We start from the raw sequence: 18,726 nt of genomic DNA on the forward strand, positions 1-18,726 counted from the left end.
AAGACCCCAAGCCGTTCATCTGGACCAAGACCGCCGAGGAAATCCTCGACTCCCTCGCCCGCATCTGCCGACGGATCTCTGGCGCAGGACACTAGTGCGGCGTCCAGGTGAACTTGTCCCCGCCCACCCAGTGGACCACGTCGGGGTCGTCGAGGTCGTGGACCTTGATGCCGAAGGCGGCGGCGGCCTCCAGGACGTCGATGACGTTCGTCGCCTCTCCGACGACCTGTCCGTCGATCTCCACGATCCGGAACGGCGGCGTGCCCGGTTGTACCCCGAGCACGAGGATCCGCGGAGTGCCGATGTGCGGGCTCGCGATTTCGGTCATGACTCGAGGGTAGGCCGCAAACCGCGAACACGGCTTCGTGGGCGACGCCGCGCTCAGGGCCGCCGCCAGTCGTCGCTCGTCAGATGCGATCCGGCCATCGGGCCCATGCGGAGCATGCCGCCGTCCACGCTCCAGGACGCGCCGGTGACGTACGAGGCCTCGGGCCCGGCGAGGAAGGCGATGACGGCGGCGACCTCGCGGGCGTCGCCGGGGCGGCCGAGCGGCACGCCGGGGCGGTGCTCGGTGTGCGGGTCGGTGTCCTCCTGGCCGGTCATCGGGGTGGCGATCTCGCCCGGGGCCACCGCGTTCACGGTGATGCCGTGCTCGGCCAGCTCGATCGCCATGACCTGGGTGAGCAGGCCGAGGCCGCCCTTGGCCGCGCAGTACGGCGCGGCGCCCACCCGCGGCTGGTGCTCGTGCACGGAGGTCACGTTGACGATCCGGCCCCCGTCGCCCTGGCGGATCATGCGCCGGGCCGCCTTCTGCCCGCACAGGAAGGGCCCGGCCAGGTCGACGTCCAGGACGTGGCGCAGGTCGTCGAGGCCCAGGTCCAGGAAGGGCGTGGCGGTGCCCGTGCCGGCGTTGTTGACCAGGACGTCGATCCGGCCGAGCCGTTCGCACAGCGCGTCCACCGTGTCGGCGGCCTCGGGCAGCCGGGTCAGGTCCACGTGGGCGACCTCGGCACGGCGTCCGAGGGCCCGGACCTCCTCGGCGGTCCGCTCGGCGCCCTTCTCGTCGGCGTGCCAGGTGATGCCGATGTCCATGCCCGCCTCGGCCAGGCGTACGGCGGTGGCGCGGCCGATCCCCGAGTCGGAACCGGTGACGACGGCCACCTTGGTGTCGGTCGGCGTGGGACTGGGCACGACATGCCTCCTCGTGGGTGCGGGACGTACGGACGGGGCATCGCAGTACCCGGGGGCCGGGCGGACAAACCGCCGGGACCGCCGTGGAGATCAACAGCCGACCGGAGCGGCTCGATCCGCCGCGGCGGCTGCTGCGCCGGGCGGTGGAGGCGGGTGGCGGGTGTGCTGTCCTCCGCCGGCACCGACGCGCACGCGCCCCGGACGGCTGGACCGGCAGATCCACTGATGGGCGCGGGCCGAGGGGTGCGGGGTGCCCGCCGAGCGGGTGGTGACCGTCCGGTCCCTGGACGAGCTGCCGGCCCGGACACGTGAGGGCCGTGTGCCGGCCGGAGTGGCGGGCGGCTGACGTGGGTACCCGCCCGGCCCACACAGTACGAAGGAAGGAACGGTGCATGGAACGGGCGGCCGTGTTCGACGTCGACGGAACCCTCGTCGACACCAATCATCTGCACGTGGTCACCTGGTGGGAGGCGTTCCGGCAAGCGGGCCACCGGGTACCGATGCACGCCGTCCACCGGGCGGTGGGCCTGGCCTCCACCGACCTCATCGGCCATCTGCTGGGCGAGGACCGGGACAAGGACCAGGACGCGCAGCTCAGCGCCGCCCACAAGGCGCTGTACGGGCAGTACTTCGACCGGCTGCCGGCGCTGCCGGCGGCGGGGGACCTGCTGCGGCGTCTGGCCGGCGACGGCTGGAAGGTCGTCCTCGCCACTTCGGCGGGCGGCGCGGAGCTGAGCGCGCTGCGGCGGGCGATCGACGCGGACGACGCGATCTCCGCCACCGCGAGCGCCGACGACGTCGACGCGGGCAAGCCCTCGCCGGAACCGGTGGAGCACGCCCTGGAGCTCGCCGGGGTACCGGCCGAGCGGGCGGTGTTCGTCGGCGACACGGTGTGGGACATGCGCGCGGGCAGCCGCGCCGGGGTGCGGTGCGTGGGCGTGCTGTGCGGGGGCCTGCCGCGGGCCGACCTGGAGAAGGCGGGCGCGGACGCGGTGTACGCGGATCCGGCCGACCTGCTGGCCTCGCTCGCCGACAGCCCGCTGGCATGAGCCGCCCGGTCACCCGGACGCTCGGCACCGTACGGCGCGTATGACGGACGTGGAACACGACACCCGGCGAGCGGCCGGGGACGACGGCGTGAGTGACGGGACGGGGCACGGGCGGCGGTGGAACGCCGTGGCGCAGGCGCTCCGCGGAGTGCGGCCGGTGGACTGGGCACGGCGGGAGGCCACTGCCGTCGGGCAGGCCGTCCGGGCCGCCTGGCAGGGCCCGGGCCGGGAGCGCGACCTGGTCGTCCAGTCGCTGAAGGCCGCGGGGGCGGCACTGCTCGCCTGGGCCGTGGCGGGTGTCTGGCTCGGCGATCCGATGGCCCTGATGGCCCCCTGGGTGGCGGTGGTCCTCGTCCAGGCCACCGTCTACAGCTCCGTACGCCAGGGCGCGCAGCAGTTCGGGGCGATCTGCCTCGGGTCGCTGGTGGCCTCCGGAGCCCAGGCGGTCACCGACGACAACACCGGGGCGCTGGCCCTGTCCCTGCCGTTGCTGATGCTGCTCGCGAACTGGCCGCGCTTCGGCCAGCAGGGCGTCTACGCGGCCACCACGGCGGTGTTCGTCCTGGCCGCGGGAACCCCGGTCTCCGCGGTCGCGGTCGGGCACCGGGTGGGGCAGGCGGCGCTCGGCGCGGTCATCGGCATCGCGGTGAACGCGCTCGTGCTGCCGCCGATCCATCTGCGGGACGTCCATGAGAACCTCGCGGCACTGGCCCGGGATGCGGGCGACGTCCTGCACGCCGTCGCGGACGACCTGCGGGAGAACGAGTGGGACGCGCAGACCGCGGCCGGCTGGACGAGCGAGTCCGCGCGGCTGCAGCGGCGTGTGCAGGCGCTGGCGTCGGCGCGGTCCTGGAGTCAGGAGAGCCTGCGGCTGACCTACGGCCCGCTGCGCGTGCTGCACCGGGCGCCGCCCCCGGCACCTCCCGAGGACGAGGACCAGCGGTGGACCCGGGTCACCGGGAACATCACGGCGCTCACCCGGACGCTGGCGGTGGCGGCCGACGAGAACCGCACACCCGCCCTGCCCGAGGGCCCGGTGCTCGATCTGTACGCGCGTCTGCTGAAGCTGATCGGCGACTCCTGCCACGCTCAGGCCGGCCGGCTGAAGGGCGCGGCGGCGGACCCTCGCCCGAAGGACGTGAAGGACGTGAAGGACGCGAAGGGCACGGCCGAGGCGACGGAGGAGACGATGGAGGAGCTGCACCGGCAGTTGCAGGACGGACTGCGCAGGCACGCCGGGCAGAGCGCCGCGCAGGCGGCGGTGCTGGGCGCGCTGCTGCTCCAGGCCGAGAACCTGTGGGCCGAGGTCGGCCCCGAACCCCGGGACCAGTGACGCGGATCACCCCTCGGCGCCACGAACGGTGGAACACCGGGAGGGTGTCCGCCGTTGAAGAGGGCGTGGGTACGGACGGGACAGTGTCCCCGGGCCTCACCCATCGCCCACAGGGACGATCGTTCGGCTGAAGCCCTGTGGAGCCCTCCGCCGAGAGGCGACCGCCGTCCGTATCCACCACAGACCGCCCCGACCGTGATCCCCCCGTCCGGTCGGGGCTCTTCTTTGCCCGCGGCGGGGCGGGGTACCCGTGGCCTGCGAACCGACAGGCGGACGGGAGGAGCGCAAGGTGAGCGGCACAACGGGCAGCAGGATCGTGGTCACGGGCGCCACCGGCAATGTGGGCACCAGCGTGGTGAGACTCCTCTCGGAGGATCCCGAGGTCGGTTCGGTCCTGGGGCTGGCCCGGCGGATCCCCGACTGGTCGCCCCCGAAGACGGAGTGGGCGGCCGTCGACCTGGCCTCCGAGCAGGCCGACGCGGCCGGTCATTTCGCGGGCGCCGACGCGGTGATCCATCTGGCGTGGGCGTTCCAGCCGACGCACGATCCCGCGACGACCTGGCGCACGAACGTCCTGGGCTCCCTGCGGGTCTTCGAGGCGGTGGCCGCGGCCGGGGTGCCGACGCTGGTGCACGCTTCGTCGGTCGGCGCGTACTCGCCGGGGCCGAAGGAGCGCGCCGTGGACGAGTCGTGGCCGACCCACGGCTGGCCGGACGCGGCGTACTGCCGGGAGAAGGCCTACCTGGAGCGGGCCCTGGACATCTTCGAGCGCGACCATCCGGGCATCCGGGTGGTCCGGATGCGGCCGGCCTTCCTCTTCAAGCGGGAGTCGGCGAGCGAGCAGCGCCGGATCTTCGGCGGCAAGTTCCTGCCCGGGCCGCTGGCCCGTCCGGAGCTGCTGCCGTTCCTGCCGGACGTCCCCGGGCTGCGGGTGCAGGCGCTGCACACCGACGACGCGGCGGGCGCCTACCGGCTGGCGGTGCGTACGGAGGACGCCCGGGGCGCGTACAACCTGGCGGCCGACCCGCCGGTCGACGCGGAGCTGCTGGGCGAGATGACCGGGGCCCGTCCGGTGCGGCTGCCCCGCACGGCGGCCCGTTCGGCGATCGCCGCCGCGTGGGGGCTGCATCTGCTGCCGGCGTCCCCGCACCTGTTCGACGCGGTGCTGCGGCTGCCGCTGATGGACTGCACGCGGGCGCGTGCGGAGCTCGGCTGGCGCCCGGTGCACACGGCGACGGAGGTACTGGAGGAATTCCTGCGGGGCTTCCAGGAAGGCGCGGGCGCGGCGACGGCACCGCTGCGGGGGCTCAAGGTCGGCTGACGCCGGGCGTGGGACGGCCGGCCGGGCGGATCGGATCCCTCCCGGTCGGCCCTCTCGTGCCGGGGTCTCGCGCCGGGGTGTACGCAGGGCCCCGTGCCGTCGGTGTGCCGTCAGCCGGGGGACTCGTCGGGTACGGGGTGCTCGGGGTGTACGGTGCCGGACCGCGGTGCGCCCCGGCGGCCGGTCCCGGCCTCGTCCGTGTCGGGGACGTCGGTGCCGTCCCGGTCCGCCGGCTCGTCGCGGCCTGCCTCCTCGGCACCCTCCGTCCGGTCCGGCTCCGTGCGGGAGGGCGCTGCCTCCCAGGGGTCCTCGCCGGTGTCGGCCTGCTGGTCGGGCAGGTCCCGCGGCACGGGGGCGCCGTTCTCGCCCGGTCCTTCGAGGCGGTGGTCGGTCACGGCCCTCTCCCTTCCGGTGGTTCCGCCGGGTCGTACGAGCGACGTCGGGTACCTCCGCGCCGACCTGCGAAACCTCGGCGCGGCACCTGTTCGCCGAGGGCCGTGCACCAGTCGGGCGGGGGTTCCCGGGCTCCGGGTCGGGGCCGGCCGCAAAATCCGTTGGCCTGCCCGGCGTACGGCTATTTACCCTAGGCAGAACCCTAGGGCCCCTAGGTTCAGGGTTCCCCGACCGACCATCCGCATCCGGAGGCTTCCCATGAGAACACTCACCGAGCGGGACATCCGCGGCTCCTTCGTCAACTGCTCGAAGGGCGAGGCGAAACGCCTGGCCGTCCCCCGCGACCTGGACGAGCGCCCGTGGGACGACCTCGACTTCCTGGGCTGGCGGGATCCCGGAGCGCCCGACCGAAGCTATCTGGTCACCGAACAGGACGAGCGCCTCGTCGGTGTCGCCCTGCGCTTCCAGCCGGCCCAGCGCGGCTTCTTCCACCGCAGCATGTGCTCGCTGTGCCTGACCACCCATCCCCGGGGCGGCGTCTCGCTGATGACCGCGCGCAAGGCGGGCCCGGCCGGACGCGAGGGCAACTCGGTCGGCCTGTACATGTGCACCGACCTGGCCTGTTCCCTGTATCTGCGCGGCAAGAAGGTGCCGGAGACCGGCGCCCGCTTCGAGGAGAGCCTCACCCTGCAGGAACAGATCGCCCGCACCACGGGCAACCTGTCGGCCTTCCTCGCCAAGATCACCGGCTGATCCGCCCGTCCTCGGCGCATCGGACGGCATCCGGCGCGTGAGAACCGTTTCGACCTCCTGCGTCCGGTTACCGTCTGTCCGGATACGTTCGATGCCCCTGGGGAAGGGGAACAGCCCGAGGATGCTGGATGTACGTGAGACCGTGGCGTCCGCCGCGCGCGAGGCGAAGCGCCTGGCCAAGTGGCTCCGGGACCCCATGGTCGTGCAGGCGCTGCGTTCGGCCGCCGCGGCGTCGATCGCCTATGTCATCGCGGTGCGGCTGACCCCCGACAAGTCGGCGGCACCGCTCACCGCACCCCTGACCGCGCTGCTGGTCGTCCAGGTCACCCTGTACGCCACGCTGAAGATGAGCGTCCGACGGGTGAACGCCGTGGTCGCCGGCGTCCTGGTCGCCATCGTCTTCAGCGCGGTGGTGGGGCTGAGCTGGTGGAGCCTCGCGCTGGTGATCGTGGCGGCGCTCGGCGTCGGGCATCTGGTGCGGGCCCACGAGTTCGTGGCCGAGGTGGCGATCAGCGCGATGCTGGTGCTCGGGGTGACCGCGCACGGCAGCCTCGCGTGGGCCCGGGTGGTGGAGACTCTGATCGGGGCGATCGTCGGACTGGTCTTCAATCTGGTCCTCGCCCCGCCGGTGTGGGTGGAGCAGGCCGGGGAGTCGATCGGGGGACTGGCCCGGCGGCTGCGGCAGCTGATGCTGCGCATGGGCGAGGAGGCCGCGGGCAGCACGCCGTTCCACGAGGCGGCGGCCCGGCTGCACGAGGCCCGCCGCCTCGACCACGACATCGCCGAGGTGGACGAGGACCTCAGGCAGGCCGAGGACAGTCTGCGGCTCAATCCGCGCGTCCGGGAGGGGCTGCTGCACCGCGTGGTGCTGCGCACCGGTCTGGACACCCTGGAGATCTGCACGGTGGTGCTGCGCGTCCTGGCGCGCACCCTCACCGACCTCGCGAAGGAACGCGAGCCGGAGCCCTTGTTCCCGCCGGAGACGGGCGCGACCATCCAGCAGTTGCTGTCCGAGATCGCCGACGCCGTGGTCAGCTTCTCGGTACTGGTCACCACCAGCGTCAGCGAGAACGCCGAGTCGGCGGAGGAACGGCTGACCGCCGAGCTGCGGCAGGCGGCGGTCACCCGGGACAAGCTCGCCCAGCTGCTGCTGGAGGGGGTCCAGCACGACGCCCGGCAGTGGCAGTTGCAGGGGGCGGTGCTGACCGAGGTCAACCGCATCATCGACGAGATGAACACCGAGCACCGCTCGCGCAGGCTGCTGGAGGAACTGGACCGCCACACGCGCGAGCAGCGCGAACGCCGCCCGCGGCTGACGCGGATGTGGGACCGGACGCGCAAGGTGATGCGGCCGCGCCGGAACCGGGGCGCCGCCGGGCATCGTTCTCACTGAGGACACGGGCGGACACGGTCCGGCGGCACGGGCGGCCGGACGAAGCCCCGGCGGCGGGAAGAGGGGGCGTGCGGATGACCGGAACCAGCGTGCGGATCGACGGGAACACACTGCGGCTGCCGGGCGGTGCGGCGGTGCGGTTCGTCCGCACCCTGCGGCTGCCCGAGACGGGCACGCATCCGCTGCCGCCGGGGCTCGGCGAGTTCCCGGTCCGCCGGATCGCCGACCACGCCGACGCGGTGCCCGAGGCGTGGCGGGCGCGCGGCGGCGTGATGCTGCCGGTGTACCTGCGCGAGGCCATGTGGCTGAGCTTCGCCGGCACCAGGGAGCCCGCGGCCCTCCAGGTCGGGGTGGGCAAGGTGTGCGCGGTGTCGGGCAGGCCGTGGAGCGACCGGCTGACCCGCGATCCGCAGAACTACGTGGTGCTTCCCCGGCAGCCCTGGCTGGACGGCGTCAACTCGGGGACGGGCACGGTGCGCCAGTTCGTGGCGGTGCCGCTCGGCACGGGCGCGACCGTCGAGGGTCAGGTGACCGGTGAGGAGGTGTGGGGCGGCGTGCAGTTGCAGGTCTTCCCCCTCAACGACCGGGAGCTGGCCCGCTGGCGCGAGGAGGAGCGGCGCCGGGCCGAGGCGCTGCGCGACCGGGGGATCCGGCGGCGCGGGGCCCTCGGGGCCGCGATGCCGATGGCGGCGCCGGCCCCCGGTGCGGCCCCGGCGCCCTCCGGTGGGGCCCGGGCGCGGTCCGCCCCCGCCATGGGGCTGGGCGTCGGCGGGTCCATGCGGCAGGAGGTCTACCGGGACGAACGGCCTCTGGCGGACTGGGCCGAGCGGCCGGCGGGCCGGGTCTTCGTGCACCTGGTGACGCCTCCGCAGTGGCGGCGCATCACCGGCGAGGCACCGCCGCCGTCCCCCGTGGACCGGGCGGCGTACACCAGGGCGGGTCTGCCCTGGTACGACTACTACGACCAGGACGCCCACGATCTGGCGCCGACCGAGCCGCTCCAGGACGTCAAGCCGGTCGGGGACTGGACAGGCGACGACCACGAGCCCTGGCAGCAGCCGGCCCCGCAGCAGATCCAGCCCCTCGGGGACGCCCCGGGGTCACCGGTGCAGGACGGCGACTGGTAGACACGCGGACGGACCGGACGGGGGTCATGTCCTCGCCGGGGAGCCGTCCGCCTCACCCGTCGCCGTCCGCGCGCTGCCGGTGCAGCGCGCGGGGGCAGGAGGCCGCGCTCGCCTGCGCGAGCAGTACGTGCACGCGTTCCGTGAGCTGCGCGACGTCGTCGGCGGGCGCGTGGAACGGCAGGCGTACGTCGCCGTGGGTGCGGGCGCGCTCGATGCGCAGCGTCAGTCCGTGCCGGTCGACGGCGAGGGGGCGGACCCGGACCGCACCGTGCAGGCTGCCGGCGTCGACGAGCCGGGTGAGCCGTTCGACCGCGTCGGCGTGGCAGTCGGCGAGGTGGGTCAGCAGCCGGGCCTCGGCGGCGGCCAGCGGGTCGGGCGCGGCGGCGGCGAACTCGTCGAGGTCGACCACCACGGCACCGGACGGCTGCCGCAGCACCGCGCGCGTGGGCCGGAACGCCAGGTGGCCGTCCTCCGGGGCGAACCAGCCGGCGAGCCAGAGCCGTGCGCGGATCCGGCTCCGTACCGGAACGGGTGCCACGTCGGCGAACTCCAGGACGGCGGAGGGCTCACCGCGGGGCGCGCAGACCGCCGCCGCGGACAGGACGCTGTCCTCGGGCACGTGCAGCAGCACCCGGCCGTCCTCGGCCACGGCGTGCGCGCCGACGAACTCCTCTCGGCAGCCCTCCGCGGTCACCGCGCAGGACCATGCGGCCGCGAGCACGGAGCGGGCCTGCTCCGCCGCGGCGGGCGCGGCCGTCCAGGTGTGGTGGTCACCCATCCCAACCTCCGTCGTCAATCATTAGGTAAGGCTTGCCTAACCTATCGGAGATCAGGGTGCGCGCCAACCAGGTCGTGTGTTCCTCGCGTGGCCTCTCCGCGCACAAGGGGGCGCGCGACGGCGGACCGAGCGCCCGTTCAGACACGTTCTCCTCCGCCCCACACCGCCCCGGAGGAGGCCGACGCCGGGACGCCGGCGCGGGGAAGTCCGGGACGGAGAGGCCCGGCTCGGAGAAAGCCGGGGCGGCGTCAGGCGTCCGCTGTCCAGTGCGCCGGGCGGCTCAGTGGCTCCGGCAGCTTCGTACCGGCGCTGCCCCGGGCCGCGGTGAGCTGCGGCTGGGTGAGGAAGAAGGCGCCCGTGAGGTCCGCGTCCGTCAGGTCGGCGCCGCGCAGGTCGGCGCCGATCAGGTCCGCGCCCCTCAGGTCGGCGCCGGTGAGGTCGGCGGCGATGAGGTAGGCGCCGCGCAGATCGGCCCCGCGCAGGTCGGCGCCCTTGAGACGGGCACCCATCAGATCGGCGTTGCGGCGGTTCTTCTTCTTGCCGCGCACCCCGGCCCGCATCAGTTCGCTGGTGCGCAGCAGCAGCGCGTTGACCCGCTGCCGGTGCGCCGCCACGTCCAGCGCGGCCAGCTCCTCGGGGGCCGCGGCGGTGAGCCGTTCCGTCTCGGCGAGCATCCGGCGCACGTCGGCGTGGACGGGCCGGGCGGCGGGCAGGGTGAGGGCCTCGGTCAGGTACCAGAGCAGTTCGTGCAGGTGGCGGACGACCGGGAACACCTCGAACATGCGGCGGGCGTGCCCGGGCGGGCCGGTGCGCCAGTCCTGTCCGCCGAAGGTGACCTGGGAGACCTTCTGTCCGGCGCCGAAGCAGTCGTAGACCGTGCAGCCGGTGAAGCCCTCCGGCCGCAGCCGCGCGTGGATCCCGCACCGGCTGTCCTCGCGCAGGTTGCCGCAGGGGGTGCCGGCGTCCTTGTCCACCGGGAAATCGGCCGACCTCGTGAACGGCAGCGCCACGCAGCACAGCCCGAAGCATCGTTCGCAGTCCCCGCGCAGTTCCGCCCGCCCGGTCCCTCGTTCTCGCATGGCGTTCAGCATACGGAACGAGGGCCGGCACCCCGTCGGAGTGGGTCCGGCCCCCGCCCTGGTCATTCCCTCTCGTCCGGCACCTCCAGGCGGGCCAGCCGGTCGGGGTCGGCCAGGATGTACAGGCCGGTGATGCGGCCGTCGGCGACGGTGACGGTCAGGACCGACCGGGGACGGCCGTCGGCCACGCTCACCAGGCCGAGCGAGCCGTTGACCCGGACCATCCGCGCCTCGGCGTTGTACCGCGCGAACATGAGGGCCGACCTGGCCACGGCCTCCGCGCCCCGCAGCGACTTCGACCCGGCGACGCCGCGGACCAGGGTGCCCGCGTCGGCCCGCAGGATCACGTGCGGGTGGAGGACGGCGACCAGCGCCTCGAAGTCGCCGCCGCGCGCGGCGGCCCGGAAGGCGTCCAGCGCCTCCCGCTGCCGCCCGAGGTCGGGCTCGGCGGGCGGGCCGGCGTCCCGGACACGGCGGCGGGCCCGGGACGCCAGTTGCCGGGTGGCGGCCGGGCTGCGCTCCACGACCGGGGCGATGTCGTCGAAGGGCACGGCGAACATGTCGTGCAGGACGAACGCGAGCCGCTCGTCGGGCTCGAGCCGCTCCAGCACCACGAGCAGGGCCACGCCCACCGAGTCGTTGCGCAGTGCCTCCTGCTCCGGGTCGACCGGCGAGAGGGGCCCGATCACCAGGTCGGGGACGAAGGTGTCGTCCATCGGCTGTTCGCGGCGCGCGGTGCGCGAGCGCAGCAGGTCCAGGCAGATCCGGCCGGTCACGGTGGTCAGCCAGCCGCCGAGGTTGTCGATGGCGTCCGCGTCGGTGCGGCCCAGGCGCAGCCAGGCCTCCTGGACGGCGTCCTCCGCCTCGGCCAGTGAACCGAGCATGCGGTAGGCGACCGCCTCGAGCTGTCCCCGGTGTTCCTCGAAGCGTGCCGCCAGCGTGGTGTCGTCGGTCATCTCCGTCACCGCGCGAACAGTTCGAAGGAGACCGCGGGCCGGTCACCGAACCGCCGGCCCGTCTGCTCCGCGGTGCGGGTGAGGAATCCGCGGGCGTACGCCTCCGGCTCCTCGTCGGTCAACGCCTCGATATAGGTGCGGTGTTCGAGCAAGGAGTGGATCGCGCGCTCCAGTCCGGCCGTCGCGTCCACGGCGTGCGTGGGCGTGGCGGAGCCCGCGACGGCGACCCAGCGCACCCCGTCCCACGGTTCGAGGCCCCGCTCGGTCAGCTCCGGGAAGATCCACCGGTTGCCGGCGTCGCCCGCCGCGTCGAGCGTGGCCCGGCCGACGGCGACGTGGTCCGGGGTGTTCCAGGCGACGCCGCCCCAGGTGTCCCGGTGGTTGAGCGTGACGACCAGTTCGGGCCGGTGCCGGCGGATCGCGGCGGCGATGTCCCGGCGCAGGGCGGGTCCGTACTCGACGACGCCGTCCCGGTGGTCGAGGAACTCGACCTCGCTCACGCCGACCACGGCCGCGCTCGCCCGCTGCTCGCGCTCGCGCAGCGGGCCGCACTCGGCGGGCGGCAGGGTGTCGATGCCCGCCTCGCCGCGGGTCGCGAGGACATAGGCGACCTCGCGGCCCTCGTCGGTCCAGGCGGCGACCGCCGCCGAGCAGCCGTACTCCAGGTCGTCCGGGTGGGCGACGACGGCGAGGGCGCGCCGCCAGTCGCCGGGCATGGGCTCCAGTTGCGTGATCGTCGGCTCCGTCATGCCCGCACACTAACCGGTGGCACCGACATCACCCTCGGTGTTCACGCGCCGTCGCGGACGCCGACGCGGAGTGCGGGCCCGGCGGTCAGACCTCGTCCCGGGCCAGCGCCAGCAGCCGGTCCAGGACGCGGGGGCCGCCGGCCCGCACGCCGTCGTGCTCGAACTCGTCGGTGACCCAGGTGCGCAGGCCCCGGATGTTCCGGGCGGTGGTGAGCGCGTGGGCGGTGTCGACGTACATGTCGTCGTGGTAGACGGCCGCGGCGACCGGCACCTCGTTGGCGGCCAGGCGCGCGGGGTCGTACAGGGGCGTCCAGTCGGTGCGGGCGGCGAGCAGCTCGGCGGTCTCGCGCAGCGGGCGCAGCGCCGGATCGCAGTCGAACGTCCAGGGGTGGACCGACTCGCCGGTGAACAGCAGCGGTTCGTCGCCCGCGAGGGTCTTGGCGGCGTCGAAGCGCGGGAACTCGGCGCGGACCCGTTCGGCGGACCAGTTCGTCGGGCGTGCGTCCTGCCCGTAGATCGCCTCGTGGACGAGGGCGTACAGCGGGTGGCCCGCGTACGACAGCAGGCCCTGGACCTGTTCCTGGAAGGCGTCGGACAGCTCCGTGCCGTGCGGGGTGCGCACGAAGGCGTCCTCGAGCAGGAAGTGCAGGCGGTGGCTGCCCTCGCTGCCGCCCAGGAGGATGCCGAGGGACTGGAACGCCTCGACGGTGAGGCGGTAGCCGTTCGGCAGGACCACGTCGTGGGTGAGCAGGTGGTCGGCGATGCGGCGGGCGCGTTCGACGTCCTGCGGGTAGCGGTCGTAGTGCGCGGCGACCTTGCGCTCGATGCGGGGGTAGGCGGCCCGGTAGACGTCGTCGGCGTGGGCGTCCAGGGAGGGCAGACCGCCGGTGATCAGGGCGGTGTGCAGGCCCTCGGGGGCCAGGGAGAGGTAGGTGACGGTGCAGAAGCCGCCGAAGCTCTGGCCGAGGACGGTCCAGGGGGCGCCGCCGGTGACCTGGGGACGGATGGCCTCGCAGTCGCGGACGATGGAGTCGGCGCGGAAGCGGGTGAGGTGGTCGGCCTGTTCGGCGGGGCCGCCGCGCAGCGGGAGCGTCTGGCGGTTGGCGGGCGTGGAGGCGCCGGTGCCGCGCTGGTCGAGGAGCAGGACCCGGTACTCCTCGAGGGCGCGGCCGAGCCAGGCGGACCGACCGACGAAGCGGTTCGCGCCGAAGCCGGGGCCGCCCTGGAGGTACACCAGCCACGGCAGGTCGTCCCGGTGCGCCTTGTCGCTCGCGACGGCCTCGCGGGCGTACAGCTCGATCGTCTCCCCCGAGGGGTCGGTGTGGTCGAGGGGCACGGTGAACCGGCGGTCGGTGAGGACGACGCCGGGCTGGCGGTAACTGGCGCTCAACGGGACTCCCGGGACGGACGGGTCGTAGGGTCGGACGGGTCGTAGGGTCGTACGGGTCGTACGGCCGGATCTCTCGGCCGTGTCCCAGTTCAGCACATGGTCCTGCGGCCGCCGCCCCCGGGACCGGACCATCGTGCTGAACGGCGGTTCAGCGGGCGGTCAGGCTGGAGCGGCGCACCACCAGTTCGGGCTGGAGCACGACCCGCCGGTGGTCGTGGGTCCGGTCGGTGCCCTCCAGTTCGGTCTCCTCCAGGAGCAGTTCGGCGGCCATGGCGCCCATGGTGACGGCGGGCTGGCGCACCGAGGTGAGGGGGACCGCGGCGGCGGCGGCGAACTCGATGTCGTCGTAGCCGACGATGGCGAGGTCGTCGGGGACGCCGACCCCGGCGGCGTACATGGCCTGCAGGACGCCGAGGGCGAGCAGGTCGTTGGCGCAGAAGACGGCGGTGGGCCGGTCGGCGAGGCCGAGCAGGCGGGCGCCGGCGTCGCGGCCCGCGGCGACGTCGAGGCGTTCGGTGGGCAGTTCGCGCAGCGCGTCGGGAGGGAGCCCGGCCTCGGCGAGCGCGTTCAGGGCGCCGGTGCGGCGGTCACGGACCTGGTTGAGGCCGGGCGGACCGCTGACGTAGGCGATCGAGCGGTGTCCGGCGTCGACGAGGTGGCGCACCGCCAGTGCGCCGCCGGCGACGTCGTCGACGGAGACCGAGCACTCGGTGGCGCCCTCGGCGACCCGGTCGACCAGCACGAAGGGGATGCGGTGGCGCCGGAAGGCCTCGATGTTGCGGCCGGTGGCGTCGGCCGGGGTCAGCAGCACGCCCCGCACCCGCTGTTCGGCGAAGAGCGAGAGGTACTCGGCCTCCTCGCCCGGGCTCTGGGCGCTGTTGCAGACCATCACGCCGAGCCCCGCCCCGCGCGCGGCCCGCTCGGCGCCGCGCGCGACGTCCACGAAGAAGGGGTTGCCCATGTCGAGGACGAGCAGCCCCATGATCCGGCTGCGGCCGGCGCGCAGCTGGCGCGCGGACTCGCTGCGCACGTAGCCGAGCCGGTCGATCGCGGACAGCACCCGTGCGCGGGTCTCGGCCGCGACGCTGTCCGGACGGTTGATGACGTTGGAGACCGTGCCCACGGATACTCCGGCGGCGCGGGCGACGTCCTTGATACCCACCGAATGGGCCATCGGGCGGGGACCTCCAGGGTCGGTCTGGGCAGGGGCGGCGGGAAGACCTTCACATTACCCGCGCCCACCGCGGACCGGTCCCCGCCCTGCGGGGTCCGGTGCCGGCGGAGCGCGCCCGGCGCCGGCCGCGCTCCGCCCCTCGCCCCCGGGGCCCCCGAACGGCTGGGCCGCGCACGCCCGTTGGCGTGGGCCCACGAGGCGGCCGCCGTGGTACCGCGGGGGCCGGGGTGTCGCTGAGTACACCCCTCGAGACGGGTTCTGCGCCCCGTGTGCGCGGCCCGCCCGCTCCGTAGCGTCGTGGACGAGGCACCGCACAGGGCGTGCCGCGCGGAGGGTGATGACGATGTTCCGTACCGGCGCACCAGGCAAGCACGATCCCGGGCCGTCCCCCGAGGCGCTGCGGCTGGTCGAGGTCACCAAGACCTACGGCACCGCCGAGAACGCCGTGACCGCGCTGGACGGGGTGACCATGAGCCTCGCGCGGGGCACGTTCACCGCGGTGATGGGGCCGTCGGGCTCGGGCAAGTCGACGCTGCTGCAGTGCGCGGCGGGGCTGGAGCGGCCCGACAGCGGGATCGTGAGCGTGGACGGCGCGGAGCTGACGGGCGGCAGCGAGACGCAGCTGACGAAGTTCCGGCGGGGGCGGGTCGGGTTCGTGTTCCAGCAGTACAACCTGCTGGACACGCTGACCGTCGTGCAGAACACGGTGCTGCCGCTGAAGCTCGCCGGGCGGCGCGTGGACCGCGGGCGGGTCCGGGAGACCCTGGTCGCGGTCGGTCTCGGTGACCGGCTGGGGCACCTCCCCGAGCAGCTCTCCGGCGGTCAGCGGCAGCGGGTGGCGATCGCCCGCGCGCTGGTCACCGAACCCCGGGTGATCTTCGCGGACGAGCCGACGGGCGCGCTGGACACCCGCAGCGCGCGGCAGGTGCTGCTGCTGTTGCGGGAGGCGGTGCGGGTGCACGGGCGGACCGTGGTGATGGTGACGCACGACCCGGTCGCCGCCTCGTACGCGGACTCGGTCGTCTTCCTCGCCGACGGACGGCCGGCCGGGTGGATGGACGCCCCGGCCCCGGACGCGGTCGCGGAGCGGCTCGCGCACCTGGGCGACGACGTGCCGACGGGGGTGTGAGCGGTGTTCACCCTGTCCCTGCGGTCGATCCGGCGACGCCCCGGACGGTTCCTCGCGACGCTGCTGTCCACGTTCCTGGGCGCGACGGTCGTCATGGCCTTCAACTCGTTGCACGACACGGCGGCGCGGCCCGGTGTCGATCCGGTGAGCGCGGACACGCTCGGCCTGGCGGCGGGTGTCGTCGGAGGCTACGGGACGCTGCTGGTGTTCTTCGCGGTGGCGTCCACGCTGACGGTCTCCGTGCGTCAGCGCACCGCCGAGACGGAGCTGCTGCGCTGCTCGGGGGCGACCCCGGCGCAGATCGGGCGGATGGTGGTGGGCGAGGCGGTGACCGTGGCCCTGGCGGGCACGGTCCTGGCGGTCGGGCCGGCCGTGCTCGGCGGCCGGGCACTGCTGGGCATGTTCCAGGACAGCGGCCAGGTGGCGCGCTCGGTGGACGCCGTCTTCGGCCCGTTCGCGCTCGTCAGCGGCGTCGCCGTCACCCTGCTCGCGTCGGCCGGCGCCGCGCTCCTGGCGGTGCGGCGGGTCGCCCGGGGCGGCAGTAAGCGGGCGGGCGCCCGGCGGTTCCCGGCGTACGCCGCGCTGGTCGCCGGTGCGGCGGGAGCGGGTTCCACGTTCCTGTTCCCGGCGACGGCCGAGGCGTTGATGGCGGCACCGGCCTACGGGGCGATCCTGCTGTCGGTCGGGGTCGCGCTGCTGTCGCCCGCCCTGCTGAAGGGCGTGCTCGACCGGCTGCCGCTCGGTGGCGCGAGCGGCTGGCTGGCGGTGCGCAACCTGCGCGTGCGGGCCGGCCGTCTCGCCGGGGTCCTGGTGCCGCTGATCCTGTTCACCGCCGTGTCCACGGCGACGCTCACCATCCAGTCCGTGGAGAGCGACGCCGTGCGGGCCTCCGGACTGGTCAAGTCGGTCGACGCCAAGAACCTGGAGACGCTCAACCTCACGGTCGTCGGCGTCATCGCGGTCTTCGTCTGCGTCATGCTGGTCAACTCGCTGTACGCGGCGACGGCCTTCCGCGCGCGTGAGTTCGGGCAGCAGCGGCTGGCGGGGGCGACGCCCGGGCAGGTGCTGGGCACGGTCGGCGCCGAGGGCGTGATCCTGACGGTCACGGGGGTGCTGTCCGGCACGGTGGCCGCGCTGGCGGGGGTCGTCCCGTTCACGATGGTGCGCACCGACGCGGTGCTGCCGGACCGGTTCCTCGGCATCTGGCTCGCGACGGCGGCGGTGAGCGCGGCGGCGACGCTGGGCACGAGCCTGGTGACGGCCCGGCGGGTGCTGCGCGTCCCGGCGGTCGGGGCGGTCGCCCCGGCCGTATGAGGACGCGGCGGTGCCGGGGTCGCCCGTCGGGCGACCCCGGCACCGCCTTCTCGTGTGACGGTGACAGGCGCGGCGCGGGGACCACCGCGCCGCGCGTCCTCCTAGTCGGCTAGTGCCGCAACAGGCGCCGGACGCCGCTCCTCACCGGGCGAACGTCGCCTGCCGCGGCACTACTCGGCCTTGGCGTACTCCTTCGCCATGGCTCCGGCGAAGTCGTACACCACGCACTGTTCCTCGCCCACGACCCAGGCCTCGTGCCCGGGTGTGCAGACGAAGACGTCGCCGGGGCCCACCTCGCTCTCGGTGCCGTCGTCGTCCATGCGGACGCACATGCGTCCCTGCACCACGTAGCAGTTGTGGTGGATCATGCAGCTGTCGGTGCCCGCGATGGGCCCCACGGACTCCGACCAGCGCCAGCCCGGCTCGAAGGTGGCCACGGCGAAGTCGAGCCCTTCCATGTGCACGGCCTCGAGGTGTCCCCGGGGGAAATCGCGCCGCTCGTCCGGCTTGTCGAGCGTCTTCGCCTGGAACATGACGCTCCTCCTTTCCCTCCCCACCACTCCATCGTCCGCCTGTCAACTCGGCGCCGCCATCCGGGTGACGCTCCCCCGTCAGCGGGTGGTGCCGCACAGCCGGGCGAAGCGGCCGGCGTCGACGTTGCCGCCGGAGAGGATCGCGCCGACCCGGCGGGGCAGGGGCCCGGCGCGGCCGGTGAGCAGGGCGGCCAGCGGGGTGGCGCCGCTCGGCTCCAGGACGATCTTCAGCCGCTCGAACGCGAACCGCATGGCGTCCCGGATCTCGTCGTCGGAGACCAGCACGATCCCGTCGACCAGCCGTCGGTTGAGGGAGAACGTCAGCTCGCCCGGGGTGGGCAGGGCCTGGCCGTCGGCGATGGTGCGCGGCACGGGGACACTGACGCGCCGGCCCGCCTCCAGGGAGCGCCTGGTGTCGTCACCGGCCTCCGGCTCGACGCCGAGCACCCGGGTGCCGGCATGCAGGCCCTTGACCGCGGTCGCGCTGCCGGCGATCAGTCCGCCGCCGCCGACCGGGGCGATCAGCGCGTCCAGCTCGCCCGTCTCCTCGACGAGTTCGAGGGCGGCGGTGCCCTGTCCGGCGATGACGTGCGGGTGCTCGTAGGGCGGGATGAGGGTGAGGCCCCGTTCGGCGGCGAGGGCCTCGGCGATCGCGACCCGGTCGCCGGTGTAGCGGTCGTAGGTGACGATCTCGGCGCCGTAGCCCGCCGTGGCCTCCCGCTTGGACGGCGGCGCGTCCTCGGGCATGACGATCACGGCGGTGGTGCCGAGCTCCCGGGCGGCGAGGGCGACGGCCTGGGCGTGGTTCCCGGACGAGTAGGCGGCGATGCCGCGGGACAGCTCCCCGGCCGTCAGACGTGAGGCCGCGTTGTAGGCGCCGCGGAACTTGAAGGCGCCCACGCGCTGGAAGTTCTCGCACTTGAGGAGGGTCTCGGCGCCGACGAGGGCGTCCAGGGTGCGCGAGCGCAGCACGGGGGTGCGGTGGGCGACGCCGTCGAGGCGGGCGGCGGCGGAGCGGACGTCCTCGAGGGTGACCGGTGGGGTGGCGGTCGTCACGCGTGTCC

19 protein-coding genes and 1 pseudogene are annotated in these 18,726 nt (G+C 74.4%); 9 read left to right on the plus strand and 11 right to left on the minus strand.

The window, feature by feature from the left end; all coding sequences use genetic code 11:
- Positions 1-91: 91 nt before the first annotated feature.
- Complete coding sequence (locus ACIRFH_RS25095) at positions 92-328, minus strand: hypothetical protein (protein WP_403524872.1); 237 nt, start codon at positions 326-328, stop codon at positions 92-94.
- Between the two features lie 53 nt (positions 329-381).
- Positions 382-1,191, minus strand: a complete 810-nt coding sequence (locus ACIRFH_RS25100) for an SDR family oxidoreductase (protein WP_403524875.1) — start codon at positions 1,189-1,191, stop codon at positions 382-384.
- Between the two features lie 71 nt (positions 1,192-1,262).
- Between ACIRFH_RS25100 and ACIRFH_RS25105 the strand changes: the two are divergent.
- The 4 genes and pseudogenes from ACIRFH_RS25105 to ACIRFH_RS25120 all read left to right on the plus strand — a co-directional run.
- Positions 1,263-1,537: pseudogene (locus ACIRFH_RS25105) on the plus strand (histidinol phosphatase); the annotation flags it as partial.
- A 46-nt stretch (positions 1,538-1,583) separates the two neighbouring features.
- Complete coding sequence (locus ACIRFH_RS25110; RefSeq protein WP_403524878.1) at positions 1,584-2,240, plus strand: HAD family hydrolase; 657 nt, start codon at positions 1,584-1,586, stop codon at positions 2,238-2,240.
- A 127-nt stretch (positions 2,241-2,367) separates the two neighbouring features.
- A complete protein-coding gene (locus tag ACIRFH_RS25115; protein WP_403525125.1) occupies positions 2,368-3,573 on the plus strand; it encodes an aromatic acid exporter family protein in 1,206 nt (401 codons plus the stop codon).
- 289 nt (positions 3,574-3,862) lie between these two features.
- Positions 3,863-4,894, plus strand: coding sequence for an SDR family oxidoreductase (locus ACIRFH_RS25120; protein ID WP_403524881.1), 1,032 nt, complete (start codon positions 3,863-3,865; stop codon positions 4,892-4,894).
- A gap of 110 nt (positions 4,895-5,004) precedes the next feature.
- Here ACIRFH_RS25120 and ACIRFH_RS25125 read toward each other — a convergent pair whose 3' ends face one another.
- Positions 5,005-5,289, minus strand: a complete 285-nt coding sequence (locus ACIRFH_RS25125; RefSeq protein WP_403524883.1) for a hypothetical protein — start codon at positions 5,287-5,289, stop codon at positions 5,005-5,007.
- A gap of 256 nt (positions 5,290-5,545) precedes the next feature.
- Between ACIRFH_RS25125 and ACIRFH_RS25130 the strand changes: the two genes are divergently transcribed.
- From ACIRFH_RS25130 to ACIRFH_RS25140, 3 genes are all read left to right on the plus strand, one after another.
- A complete protein-coding gene (locus tag ACIRFH_RS25130) occupies positions 5,546-6,040 on the plus strand; it encodes an FBP domain-containing protein (protein ID WP_403524886.1) in 495 nt (164 codons plus the stop codon).
- Between the two features lie 121 nt (positions 6,041-6,161).
- Positions 6,162-7,433 (plus strand): aromatic acid exporter family protein, encoded by a 1,272-nt coding sequence (locus ACIRFH_RS25135; RefSeq protein ID WP_403524889.1) that lies wholly within the window; start codon positions 6,162-6,164, stop codon positions 7,431-7,433.
- 74 nt (positions 7,434-7,507) lie between these two features.
- The gene (locus ACIRFH_RS25140; RefSeq protein WP_403524892.1) at positions 7,508-8,560 is read left to right on the plus strand and encodes a hypothetical protein; all 1,053 of its coding nucleotides are present in this window, start codon (positions 7,508-7,510) and stop codon (positions 8,558-8,560) included.
- Between the two features lie 52 nt (positions 8,561-8,612).
- Here ACIRFH_RS25140 and ACIRFH_RS25145 read toward each other — a convergent pair whose 3' ends face one another.
- The 6 genes from ACIRFH_RS25145 to ACIRFH_RS25170 form a co-directional block, all read right to left on the minus strand.
- Entirely contained in the window at positions 8,613-9,338 is a 726-nt protein-coding gene (locus ACIRFH_RS25145) for a DUF2470 domain-containing protein (RefSeq protein WP_403524894.1), read from the minus strand.
- A 248-nt stretch (positions 9,339-9,586) separates the two neighbouring features.
- Positions 9,587-10,429, minus strand: a complete 843-nt coding sequence (locus tag ACIRFH_RS25150; protein ID WP_403524897.1) for a pentapeptide repeat-containing protein — start codon at positions 10,427-10,429, stop codon at positions 9,587-9,589.
- A 50-nt stretch (positions 10,430-10,479) separates the two neighbouring features.
- On the minus strand, positions 10,480-11,373 hold the full coding sequence (locus tag ACIRFH_RS25155; protein WP_403524900.1) for a sigma-70 family RNA polymerase sigma factor: 894 nt from the start codon (positions 11,371-11,373) through the stop codon (positions 10,480-10,482).
- Between the two features lie 5 nt (positions 11,374-11,378).
- Positions 11,379-12,122, minus strand: a complete 744-nt coding sequence (locus tag ACIRFH_RS25160) for a PIG-L deacetylase family protein (protein ID WP_403524902.1) — start codon at positions 12,120-12,122, stop codon at positions 11,379-11,381.
- Between the two features lie 85 nt (positions 12,123-12,207).
- Positions 12,208-13,512 (minus strand): alpha/beta fold hydrolase, encoded by a 1,305-nt coding sequence (locus ACIRFH_RS25165; protein ID WP_403524905.1) that lies wholly within the window; start codon positions 13,510-13,512, stop codon positions 12,208-12,210.
- 148 nt (positions 13,513-13,660) lie between these two features.
- Positions 13,661-14,686 carry a LacI family DNA-binding transcriptional regulator gene (locus ACIRFH_RS25170; RefSeq protein WP_403524908.1) on the minus strand — a complete coding sequence of 342 codons (1,026 nt, stop codon included), beginning with the start codon at positions 14,684-14,686 and terminating at the stop codon, positions 13,661-13,663.
- Positions 14,687-15,023: 337 nt separating this feature from the next.
- Between ACIRFH_RS25170 and ACIRFH_RS25175 the strand changes: the two genes are divergently transcribed.
- Together ACIRFH_RS25175 and ACIRFH_RS25180 are read left to right on the plus strand one after the other, a co-directional pair.
- A complete protein-coding gene (locus tag ACIRFH_RS25175) occupies positions 15,024-15,815 on the plus strand; it encodes an ABC transporter ATP-binding protein (protein ID WP_403524911.1) in 792 nt (263 codons plus the stop codon).
- Positions 15,816-15,818: 3 nt separating this feature from the next.
- The gene (locus ACIRFH_RS25180; protein ID WP_403524914.1) at positions 15,819-17,129 is read left to right on the plus strand and encodes an FtsX-like permease family protein; all 1,311 of its coding nucleotides are present in this window, start codon (positions 15,819-15,821) and stop codon (positions 17,127-17,129) included.
- Positions 17,130-17,299: 170 nt separating this feature from the next.
- On the opposite strand, the gene ACIRFH_RS25185 is transcribed toward ACIRFH_RS25180, so the two are convergent.
- Positions 17,300-17,662: a cupin domain-containing protein gene (locus tag ACIRFH_RS25185; protein ID WP_403524917.1), complete on the minus strand. Its 363-nt coding sequence runs from the start codon at positions 17,660-17,662 to the stop codon at positions 17,300-17,302.
- Between the two features lie 78 nt (positions 17,663-17,740).
- Positions 17,741-18,718, minus strand: coding sequence for a pyridoxal-phosphate dependent enzyme (locus tag ACIRFH_RS25190; protein ID WP_403524920.1), 978 nt, complete (start codon positions 18,716-18,718; stop codon positions 17,741-17,743).
- Positions 18,719-18,726: the final 8 nt, after the last annotated feature.

Source organism: Streptomyces sp. NPDC093586 (genome assembly GCF_044764905.1).
GTDB lineage: Bacteria > Actinomycetota > Actinomycetes > Streptomycetales > Streptomycetaceae > Streptomyces.

Coding starts and splice junctions, on each gene's coding strand:
- ACIRFH_RS25095 (WP_403524872.1), bottom strand. CDS start 328: ATGACCGAAATCGCGAGCCCGCACATCGGCACTCCGCGGATCCTCGTG.
- ACIRFH_RS25110 (WP_403524878.1), top strand. CDS start 1,584: ATGGAACGGGCGGCCGTGTTCGACGTCGACGGAACCCTCGTCGACACC.
- ACIRFH_RS25130 (WP_403524886.1), top strand. CDS start 5,546: ATGAGAACACTCACCGAGCGGGACATCCGCGGCTCCTTCGTCAACTGC.
- ACIRFH_RS25135 (WP_403524889.1), top strand. CDS start 6,162: ATGCTGGATGTACGTGAGACCGTGGCGTCCGCCGCGCGCGAGGCGAAG.
- ACIRFH_RS25140 (WP_403524892.1), top strand. CDS start 7,508: ATGACCGGAACCAGCGTGCGGATCGACGGGAACACACTGCGGCTGCCG.
- ACIRFH_RS25145 (WP_403524894.1), bottom strand. CDS start 9,338: ATGGGTGACCACCACACCTGGACGGCCGCGCCCGCCGCGGCGGAGCAG.
- ACIRFH_RS25150 (WP_403524897.1), bottom strand. CDS start 10,429: ATGCTGAACGCCATGCGAGAACGAGGGACCGGGCGGGCGGAACTGCGC.
- ACIRFH_RS25155 (WP_403524900.1), bottom strand. CDS start 11,373: ATGACCGACGACACCACGCTGGCGGCACGCTTCGAGGAACACCGGGGA.
- ACIRFH_RS25160 (WP_403524902.1), bottom strand. CDS start 12,122: ATGACGGAGCCGACGATCACGCAACTGGAGCCCATGCCCGGCGACTGG.
- ACIRFH_RS25170 (WP_403524908.1), bottom strand. CDS start 14,686: ATGGCCCATTCGGTGGGTATCAAGGACGTCGCCCGCGCCGCCGGAGTA.
- ACIRFH_RS25175 (WP_403524911.1), top strand. CDS start 15,024: ATGACGATGTTCCGTACCGGCGCACCAGGCAAGCACGATCCCGGGCCG.
- ACIRFH_RS25185 (WP_403524917.1), bottom strand. CDS start 17,662: ATGTTCCAGGCGAAGACGCTCGACAAGCCGGACGAGCGGCGCGATTTC.